At 54.6% G+C, this 8,799-nt stretch carries 12 protein-coding genes; 9 read left to right on the top strand and 3 right to left on the bottom strand.

The window, feature by feature from the left end:
- Window positions 1–143: 143 nt before the first annotated feature.
- Complete coding sequence (gene rpiA, locus BLW10_RS06805; protein ID WP_091333347.1) at window positions 144–800, top strand: ribose-5-phosphate isomerase RpiA; 657 nt, start codon at window positions 144–146, stop codon at window positions 798–800.
- A gap of 87 nt (window positions 801–887) precedes the next feature.
- Here the strand turns inward: rpiA and BLW10_RS06800 are convergent, their stop codons facing one another.
- On the bottom strand, window positions 888–2,099 hold the full coding sequence (locus BLW10_RS06800; RefSeq protein ID WP_091333356.1) for a porin: 1,212 nt from the start codon (window positions 2,097–2,099) through the stop codon (window positions 888–890).
- A gap of 270 nt (window positions 2,100–2,369) precedes the next feature.
- Here BLW10_RS06800 and rph point away from each other — a divergent pair, with 270 nt between their 5' ends.
- Genes rph through BLW10_RS06785 form a run of 3 tightly spaced genes read left to right on the top strand, consistent with a single transcriptional unit; the run spans window position 2,370 to window position 4,344 of the window.
- Window positions 2,370–3,089: a ribonuclease PH gene (gene rph, locus BLW10_RS06795; protein ID WP_091333345.1), complete on the top strand. Its 720-nt coding sequence runs from the start codon at window positions 2,370–2,372 to the stop codon at window positions 3,087–3,089.
- Window positions 3,090–3,148: 59 nt separating this feature from the next.
- Window positions 3,149–3,664, top strand: a complete 516-nt coding sequence (locus BLW10_RS06790; RefSeq protein WP_091333344.1) for a disulfide bond formation protein B — start codon at window positions 3,149–3,151, stop codon at window positions 3,662–3,664.
- 17 nt (window positions 3,665–3,681) lie between these two features.
- Window positions 3,682–4,344, top strand: a complete 663-nt coding sequence (locus BLW10_RS06785) for a thiol:disulfide interchange protein DsbA/DsbL (protein WP_091333342.1) — start codon at window positions 3,682–3,684, stop codon at window positions 4,342–4,344.
- A 60-nt stretch (window positions 4,345–4,404) separates the two neighbouring features.
- On the opposite strand, the gene pncC is transcribed toward BLW10_RS06785, so the two are convergent.
- Window positions 4,405–4,929 carry a nicotinamide-nucleotide amidase gene (gene pncC / locus BLW10_RS06780; protein ID WP_091333340.1) on the bottom strand — a complete coding sequence of 175 codons (525 nt, stop codon included), beginning with the start codon at window positions 4,927–4,929 and terminating at the stop codon, window positions 4,405–4,407.
- A gap of 68 nt (window positions 4,930–4,997) precedes the next feature.
- On the opposite strand from pncC, the gene BLW10_RS06775 reads away from it, so the two are divergent.
- The 5 genes from BLW10_RS06775 to BLW10_RS06755 all read left to right on the top strand — a co-directional run bounded on the left by BLW10_RS06775 (window position 4,998) and on the right by BLW10_RS06755 (window position 8,081).
- Complete coding sequence (locus BLW10_RS06775) at window positions 4,998–5,279, top strand: cupin domain-containing protein (protein WP_091333339.1); 282 nt, start codon at window positions 4,998–5,000, stop codon at window positions 5,277–5,279.
- Between the two features lie 117 nt (window positions 5,280–5,396).
- A complete protein-coding gene (argH, locus tag BLW10_RS06770; RefSeq protein ID WP_091333337.1) occupies window positions 5,397–6,794 on the top strand; it encodes an argininosuccinate lyase in 1,398 nt (465 codons plus the stop codon).
- Window positions 6,795–6,842: 48 nt separating this feature from the next.
- Entirely contained in the window at window positions 6,843–7,196 is a 354-nt protein-coding gene (locus BLW10_RS06765) for a type II toxin-antitoxin system RelE/ParE family toxin (protein WP_091333335.1), read from the top strand.
- Complete coding sequence (locus BLW10_RS06760; RefSeq protein WP_091333334.1) at window positions 7,177–7,464, top strand: helix-turn-helix domain-containing protein; 288 nt, start codon at window positions 7,177–7,179, stop codon at window positions 7,462–7,464. The genes BLW10_RS06765 and BLW10_RS06760 overlap by 20 nt, the downstream gene beginning before the upstream one ends.
- Before the next feature lie 17 nt (window positions 7,465–7,481).
- The gene (locus BLW10_RS06755; protein ID WP_091333332.1) at window positions 7,482–8,081 is read left to right on the top strand and encodes a DedA family protein; all 600 of its coding nucleotides are present in this window, start codon (window positions 7,482–7,484) and stop codon (window positions 8,079–8,081) included.
- Here the strand turns inward: BLW10_RS06755 and BLW10_RS06750 are convergent.
- On the bottom strand, window positions 8,069–8,704 hold the full coding sequence (locus BLW10_RS06750; RefSeq protein WP_091333330.1) for a cell wall hydrolase: 636 nt from the start codon (window positions 8,702–8,704) through the stop codon (window positions 8,069–8,071). The genes BLW10_RS06755 and BLW10_RS06750 overlap by 13 nt on opposite strands.
- Between the last annotated feature and the right edge of the window lie 95 nt (window positions 8,705–8,799).

Here is an 8,799-nt window from a genome sequence, read left to right as displayed (position 1 = left end):
TATCGTGCAGGCGCGGACTGAGCGCCTCCGGTTGGGACTGCTCAACCAGGACTCCAGTTGCTCGCCCGCACGGGTGCTATCAACGGAGAGCGAATAACTGAATGTACACTTTAAAGTATAAAATTCGGAGCAGGTTTTTGTTGATGAATCCTGATGAATTAAAGCGTCAAGCGGCTGAGGCAGCCTTAGCCTATGTTGACGGCGGCGTGATCGGTGTCGGCACCGGTTCGACTGTGAATCAGTTTATTGATGTGCTGGCTGGCATCAAACACCGCATCGAGGGCGCGGTGTCGAGTTCTGAGGCGTCAACAGCGCGGCTGAAGCAGCACGGGATTCCGGTGTTTGATCTCAATGCTGTCGGGGAGCTGGCGCTCTATGTCGATGGCGCGGATGAGTCGAATGCGCGGCTCGAACTGATTAAGGGCGGCGGCGGGGCGCTGACCCGCGAGAAGATCGTCGCAGCGGCGAGTCGCAGTTTTGTGTGTATTGCCGATGAAAGCAAGCTGGTCGAGGTGCTGGGGCAGTTTCCGCTGCCGGTTGAAGTGATTCCGATGGCGCGGAGCTTGGTGGCGCGTGAGTTGGTGCGGTTGGGCGGAACGCCGGTATGGCGTGAGGGTTATGTCACCGATAACGGCAATCTGATTCTGGATGTGCAGAATCTGGTTATCACCGATCCGGTCGGCTTGGAACAGCAGATTAACGCGCTGGCGGGTGTGGTGACGGTGGGGCTATTTGCGCAACGTCCGGCAGATGTGTTGATTTTGGGATCGGCACAGGGGCCGCGCACGCTACAGCGTTAAGTTCGATTCGCGCTGTACCACACAAAAAAACGGGATCCCGCAGGATCCCGTTTTTATTTTACCCAACTTCAGGCCTGAAGGCTGATATTAGAAGTGGTGAACCATACCGACCGAGAAGCCGTCCCATTCCAGCGAGTTCAGAGAGACACCACCAACATCTTGGTCGGAATCGTACTGCGTGTACAGCACATAGGCTTTGGTGCGCTTGGTGAAGTTGTGATCGAACGCAAGCGACCATGCGGAATGCTCGCTGCTAACCTTAGCGGTGCCAGGCAGCGCGTCATAATCGTATTCGCCGAAACCATACATGGCCTTGACCATGCTGTTGCCAAACGAGTAACCGGCCTGAAGCTGCCACAGATCCCAAGTGGCATCAACATCGCGAGTGAGTTTGTCGGTATCTGCAATATTCTGTCTTTCGTAGATACCACTGACGCTAAAGCCATTCCAGTTGATCAACCCAACGCCAACGCGCCAGATGCTGTATTCTTCTTCAACATAACTTGCACTCAGTTCGTTATTACTGACTGCCGTACCCATTTGCAGCTCTTTACCCTGTGACTCATAGGCCAGCGAGGCGTAGAACGGGCCGTTGCTATACACACCAGCAAGCGCAAATCCTTCACCCAAGCTGTTTGAATTCAGGTTTTCACCTGCACCACCCGTCGAACCACCACCGACTTCAAGTGCACCAGCAAGCTGGAAGCCACCCATGCTCGGGCTGACATAGGCAATCGCGTTATCGAAGCGATTGTCGTCAAAACCAATCATTTCGTTATAGTCGGCCATGGTGTTCTCGAACAGGTCGAGCTTGGCCGTCGAGGTGTAAAGCGGGCTGTCGTTGCGGCCAACCATGAAGGTACCAAAATCCTTGCTGGAGAGACCAACATAGGCTTTCTGCATGGTTACAAATTCATCGCCACCGCTCAGGACATTGCTATTTGACTCTTCTGTCAGATGAATGTCGAACTGAACATGGTAGATGGCATCCATACCATTGCCCAGATCTTCAGAACCCTTCAGGCCGATCTGGTTGTCGCGGTTGCCTTTGGTTGTTTTTGCCGCAGAACCGGCAGGTGCCAAGCCGTTGGTATCAGGCGAGGAGCCGCCACCATTCAGACCCCAGCCTTGATAACCACGCTGAATCACTGCACCACCCGCACCCGGGGCACGCACATCTTCAATATCAAACCAGTCGATAGAAACATGCAGATCGCCATACAGAACCGCTTCGGCCATTGCAGCAGTTGGTGCAACCAGTGCGGCGGCAACCGCCATACTTAAAAGTTTCTTGTTCATGAGTATCTCCGATGTTGTGAATTTGTCAGTTTGACTGCTGGAATCATGCGCAATCATGCTTTGCGGTCTGAACTATAGAACACGACGGAGCGTTTTGCAACAGATTGGGCGAAAAAAGACACATTCATTGCAACTGTCTCTTTTTTACAGCATCTGGCGGCCCGCTTCGTTTCCCCGCACCATGCAAACCGCCACAGTATTCGCTCGACTCGCCACGCGCACAGTACACTGTCGCGATTTGATCCTCAATCCCGGAGCCTAACCTAATCCATGCGCCCCTCTCAACGCCACCCCGACGCCCTGCGCCCGATTCGCTTCACGCGCCAGTTTACTTGCCACGCTGAGGGATCCGTCCTCATCGAATTCGGCAACACCCGCGTGCTCTGCACCGCCAGCGTCGAACCCCGGGTGCCACCCTTTCTCAAAGGCAAGGGTCAGGGCTGGATCACCGCCGAATACGGAATGCTGCCGCGTGCCACCGGCGAGCGGATGCCACGCGAAGCCGCTCGCGGCAAACAAGGCGGACGCACGCTGGAAATTCAACGCTTGATTGGGCGGGCATTGCGGGCAGCGGTCAATCTCAACGCACTCGGCGAGCGGAGCATTACACTTGACTGCGATGTGCTCCAAGCCGACGGCGGCACGCGCACCGCTGCCATTACCGGCGCTTGGGTCGCGTTACGCGATGCGATCAATTCTCTGATGACAAATGGCGATCTCAAAACCGACCCGATCATCGCGCAGATTGCAGCGGTTTCAGTCGGCATCTATCAGGGCGTGCCGGTGCTTGATCTGGATTATGCCGAGGATTCCAACGCTGAAACGGACATGAATCTGGTCATGGATGATGCGGGTCGCTTTATCGAAGTGCAGGGCACGGCGGAAGGCCATCCGTTTACCCGCGCTGAACTCGACGCGCTGCTCGAATTGGGCGCAGCGGGGATTCGCTCGCTCCATACGGCACAGCGGGCGGCGCTGGAGACGGTGTAACATCGCCGCCTTATCCACCCGCCCGCATAATCTCAACTCACTTTGAGGACGCAACAACGATGGTCAGCAACAGATTGGGACTGATCTGGCTGCTCATCGGTGGCATTGGCCTCGGGGCTGGTCTGGCCTCGGTCGTGCTCACTGAGTGGCTGCATCTGGATCCGTGTCATCTCTGCATCTTTCAGCGGCTATTGATGCTCGTCGTCGGCATCTTCGCGCTGAGTGCCGCCGCGAGTGTCTGGCGCGGCTGGAATCCACTTGTGCCCGGCGGGCTGACATTCCTGACCACCGAGGGCGGCGTCGCGGTCGCCGCGCATCATAGCTGGATTCAAGCCTATCCTTCGCCGACCAATAGCTGTGTGAGCAGCGATCCGGGGCTGATTGAAACGCTGGTTGAATGGCTCGGACAGCAGATACCCAGCCTGTTTTTAGCCACGGGTTTTTGTGAGGATGATCGCTTTCGTTTACTCGGCTTGCCGTTGGCAACTATCTCGCTCTTGCTGTTTACCGCGCTCACAACTGCCGCACTCTGGGCGCTGTGGCACACTTGGCGCATCCGCTCACGCAACGTATAAATTTTGGAGCACCGCTTATGCTGCTAAACCGCCGTCACTTCAATCACCTGCTCTTGAGCACAGTCGCGCTCGCCGCCTTGCCGCTACAGGCGCGGGCGGAACTCATCGAAGGTCAAGACTGGCGTGCTATCACCCCGCCACAGCCGAGCGATGTGCCGGGGAAGATCGAAGTGCTGGAGTTCTTTTCCTACGGCTGCCCGCATTGTGGTTCGCTCAATCCGCTGCTGAAACAATGGCAGACCACCCTGCCGGAAGATGTCGTCTTGCGGCGGGTGCCTATCACCTTCGGGCGACAAGCTTGGGCAAATCTGGCGCGGCTGTTTTATGCGCTTGAAAGTCTTGATGAATTAGAGCGACTCGATCAACCCCTATTCACGGCGCTGCACGAAGATCGCGCCAAGCTATTCACCGAATCGGCTATTGTGGACTGGTTAGACGATCAAGCGATTGATCTCCAGCGTTTCAAAGATGCCTTCAATTCCTTTGATGTGCAGACTAAAGTCGGACGCTCGGATTATCTCGCCGAGCATTATCAAATTGATGCTGTGCCGACGCTGGCTATCGGAGGACGTTATGCCGTGCTGAATGAAAACGCGCAGACACTGCCGGATTTGATTGCCATTGCCGATCAATTGATCGAACGGGTGCGGCGTGAAACCAGCGCACCACCGGCGGCATAGGTGCCGTGCAAGCGAGCGTCCCGCGTGCGCGTGAGACGCTTGTATGCACGGCAGCCGGTGTCAGAGTGTGGCATTCCGCTTGAGCAAATCCAGTAAACCGAAGAGCGCCGTGTAGACAGCCTGTTCGCGCACCGCTTCGCGCTCACCAGCAAAACACACGCGGCGCGTTACAATCGTGTCTGCTGTCTGTCCCCAAGCAAACCAGACCGTCCCGACTGGCTTGTCGGGTGAGCCACCGCCCGGCCCGGCAATGCCGCTCACGGCCAGTGCGACCTGAGCGTGACTGTGCGCTAAAGCACCGGCGACCATTGCCCGCACCACTGGCCCGCTAACCGCGCCCTGTTCAGCAATCAACGTACTTGAAACGCCTAACAGTTCGTGTTTAGACGCATTGCTATAGGTGACAAAGCCACGCTCAAACCACGCACTGCTACCGGCGATGTCGGTGAGCGTTTTGGCAATCCAACCGCCGGTACAGGATTCAGCCGTTGCTACTGACCAGCCGCGTGCGCATAGGCGTTCCCCGATGCGCACGGCGAGAGATGTCAGTTCAGGTGCTGAGATGATTTGATCTGCGGTTGTCATGGCTGATTGGAAAAGTCGGTTAAACATCAAAACTGTCAATTTTCACACACTGAACGAGACAACACACCATGAGCGATTTAACGATTCGTTGCGAACACAAGCCCTCACCGGCCAAGCTCGAGGTGATGGGTGTCGAGGACTGGCCGATCTGGAAGAAAGAACCCGCGACCTTTTCTTGGCATTACGACCAAACCGAAACCTGTTATGTGATGCGCGGGCGCTTCCGCGTCACACCCGAAGGCGGTTCAGCGCAGGAGTTCAAACGCGGCGATTTAATTACTTTTCCGGCAGGTTTGACCTGCATCTGGGAGGTGCTTGAGGCGGTGGAAAAGCACTATCGTTTTGATTAACGCTGCCAAACTCAGCCCATACAATCAATGCTTTGGATAAAATATAGCGAGTATAGTCGGCGGCTGCCGCCATCAGTGTAAAATCGCCCCCTTTTCATTCAGCCGCTGGATGCTCCCATGTCAGACGCCATATCTGCTAAGCCCTGGGCCGGTCGCTTCAACGCGCCAACCGATGCCTTTGTTGAAGCCTTCACCGCTTCAGTTGAGTTCGACCGCCGACTCTATCCCTATGATATTCAAGGCTCGATTGCCCATGCCACCATGCTGGCGCGTCAGGGGATTTTGACCGACGCCGAGCGCGACGCCATTGTCGCTGGACTGGAGCGCGTGCGTGCCCAGATCGACGCGGGCGCGTTTCAGTGGTCGATCCGGCTTGAAGATGTACACATGAATATCGAGTCGGCGCTGACCGCTGACATCGGCGAGGCAGGAAAGAAATTGCACACTGGACGTTCGCGTAACGATCAGGTCGCGACCGATGTGCGGCTCTGGTTGCGCGATGAAATTGACACTATTCGTGCTGAAATAGTCCGGCTGCAAACCGCGCTGCTCGATCTGGCCGAGCGCGAAGCTGAGACCATCCTGCCGGGTTTTACGCACCTTCAGGTTGCCCAGCCGATCACTGTTGGTCATCACATGCTGGCGTGGTTTGAGATGCTGGAGCGCGACCGCGAGCGTCTGGCGGATTGTCGGCGACGGCTCAACGTCATGCCGTTGGGCGCAGCGGCGCTCGCGGGCACCACCTATCCCATCGACCGCGCCTATACCGCTGAATTGCTGGGTTTTGATCGTCCAGCGGAAAATTCGCTTGATGCAGTTTCGGATCGGGATTTTGCGATTGAATTTACCGCCGACGCAGCGATTTTAATGATGCACTTGTCGCGCTTTTCGGAAGAGTTGATTTTATGGTCATCGGCGCAATTCGGTTTTATTGAGTTATCCGATAGTTTTTGCACTGGCTCGTCGATTATGCCGCAGAAAAAAAATCCCGATGTGCCTGAATTAGTGCGCGGCAAAAGTGGGCGAATTTTTGGGCATTTAATGGGTTTATTAACGCTGATGAAGTCCCAGCCGTTGGCCTATAACAAAGACAATCAAGAAGATAAAGAACCGTTATTCGATACGGTAGATAATTTAAAAGGATCGGTCAAAGTTTATGCCGATATGATGGCGCATGTGACCTGTAAGCGTGAGCGGATGCGGGCAGCGGCAAAACAAGGATTCAGCACAGCGACTGATTTAGCGGATTATCTGGTACGGCGCGGCATTCCATTCCGCGATGCGCATGAAATTGTCGGCAAGGCGGTTGCGCTTGGCGTGCGTGAAGGGCGCGATCTGGCTGATTTAACATTAGATGAATTGCGCCAATTCTCAGCACTGATTGCTGACGATGTATTCAGCGTCTTGACGCTTGAAGGCTCAGTTGCCGCCCGCGATCATTTCGGCGGCACGGCACCGGCTCAAGTCCGGGCAGCGATTGCGCGAGGACGCCAGCGGCTCGCTGATCACGCCTAAAAATCCAACCCTCAATAGCGACTAAAAAAGCTGGTAACTGAATATGTCATGATTACTGTCGCTGAAACTGGGCCGTTCCAAAAAAAGATCGCAACACTACTCTCTTTGGAAGAACGTATGGAATTGATTTCGTATTTAGCCGAACATCCAAATTCAGGCGTTTTAATTCAAGGTAGTGGTGGTATCCGTAAACTGCGATGGGCGCGACAGGATAGCGGCAAGCGTTCTGGTATTCGCGTTATTTATTACTTTCACAGCGATATGATGCCGCTATATCTATTAGCGGCATTCGGGAAAAACGAGAAAGCTAATATTTCGGCAAAAGAAAAGCAGCTTTTAGCAAAAGCTGTTGAAGAATTAGTGCAATTCTGGAGAAAACGTGATGAGCAATGCCTTCATTGAAATCATGTCGGGCCTCAATGATGCTAAATCTCATGCTCAAGGGCAATCGCGTCATGTTATTGAACATGCTCCAGATTGCTTAAACGTTAAAGCCATTCGCGAAAAGACTGGCATGAATCCGCAACGCTTTTGCGCCACCCTAGGTATTTCTCTCAATACATTAAAGCATTGGGAACAAGGGTCAAAAATACCGCGCGGATCAGCGCGAATTTTGCTAAAAGTGGTTGATAAAAATCCGCAAGTCGTGATTAAAGCTATTGCAGACTGACAGATGAGGCAAAATAAATGATGATGCTCGACTGGCTAGTCGCAGCAGTTGCAGATTGGAGCTATGCGGGTATTGTGCTGCTCATGGCTATTGAGTCGAGCTTTATTCCGTTTCCGAGTGAAGTGGTGCTGATTCCGGCGGGCTATTTAGCGCAGCAAGGGATCATGAATCCATTATTGGTGCTCATCGCGTCGCTGCTGGGATCGTTAATTGGCGCGTTTGTCAATTATGGGCTGGCACTCTGGGTCGGGCGGCCATTTTTGGAACGCTATGGGCGCTATGTGCTGATTTCACCGCCGACGCTCCATAAAACTGACCGCTTTTTTGCGCGTCATGGAGCTATTTCGACCTTTACCGGACGGTTAATTCCGGGGATTCGCCAACTGATTTCAATTCCGGCTGGATTAGCGCGGATGCCGTTAATTCCATTCGCGCTTTACACCGCTTTAGGCGCGGGGCTGTGGTCGCTGGTATTGATTGCGTTGGGCTATGTGATTGGCGATAACGCGGCGCTCATTCGTGAGCACCTGACATTAGCAACTAGCGCGACCTTAATCGGCGTCGCGCTCATGCTGCTGATTTATGTGCTATGGATGCGGCGGCGTCAGCCGGAATGAACTGCTGTATTGGTATTCTTCTGGCCGGGACGATAGAACAAATGTCGCCCGATGCGCGTGGTGCGCTGGAATTGCCGCGACCATTTGGGCTTGACGTAATCGGTGTGATAGTAGAGTGCGCCGTTGGTCGGGTCGGGCACTTCGTCGGCGAGCACGCGGCGGCTGATTTCTAAGGAACGTTGCCAAGCGTGTGCTTCGGTCGGGTCATCCGGCTGGCCATCGCACCACCAAGAAAACTGGCAGCGGTTGCGTTTGTTGCCGCCCTGTTTGACCACACCACAGACCGATTTGGGAAATGCCTCGGATTGGACGCGGTTGAGGGTGACACGGGCGACGGCAATTTGGCCGGATTCCGGCTCTGAGCGGGCTTCGTGATAGATGTTGAGCGCCAGACAGTGTAAATCCTGATCGAGCGTGGGGTTGAGGTTGACCTTGACGGCAGTTTTATGACGCGGTTGCGGTTTGCTCGGTCGGGGTTTATGGGGTTTAGTGGTAGCCGCTATTTGGGGTTGGGGCGCTTCCTGACTGAGTGGCGGCGTGTCGCTGAGGCGCGGGACAGCGTGTGAAGCGGTCAGGATGGTCGGAATAATCGCGGCCAGCATGGCAGTTGACAAAGTGCGCATGTTCGCGTTCTCGTGTATGCACTACAAAGCAAGATGGCTGCAATGGTATTGCAAAACGCGATATAAGGGAAATCCCTAGATAGGGATTTTCCCAA

Source organism: Allochromatium warmingii, from assembly GCF_900107145.1.
GTDB lineage: Bacteria > Pseudomonadota > Gammaproteobacteria > Chromatiales > Chromatiaceae > Thermochromatium > Thermochromatium warmingii.
The sequence above is the reverse complement of the archived record's forward strand: the minus strand, read 5'-3'. Positions and strand labels throughout refer to the sequence as shown.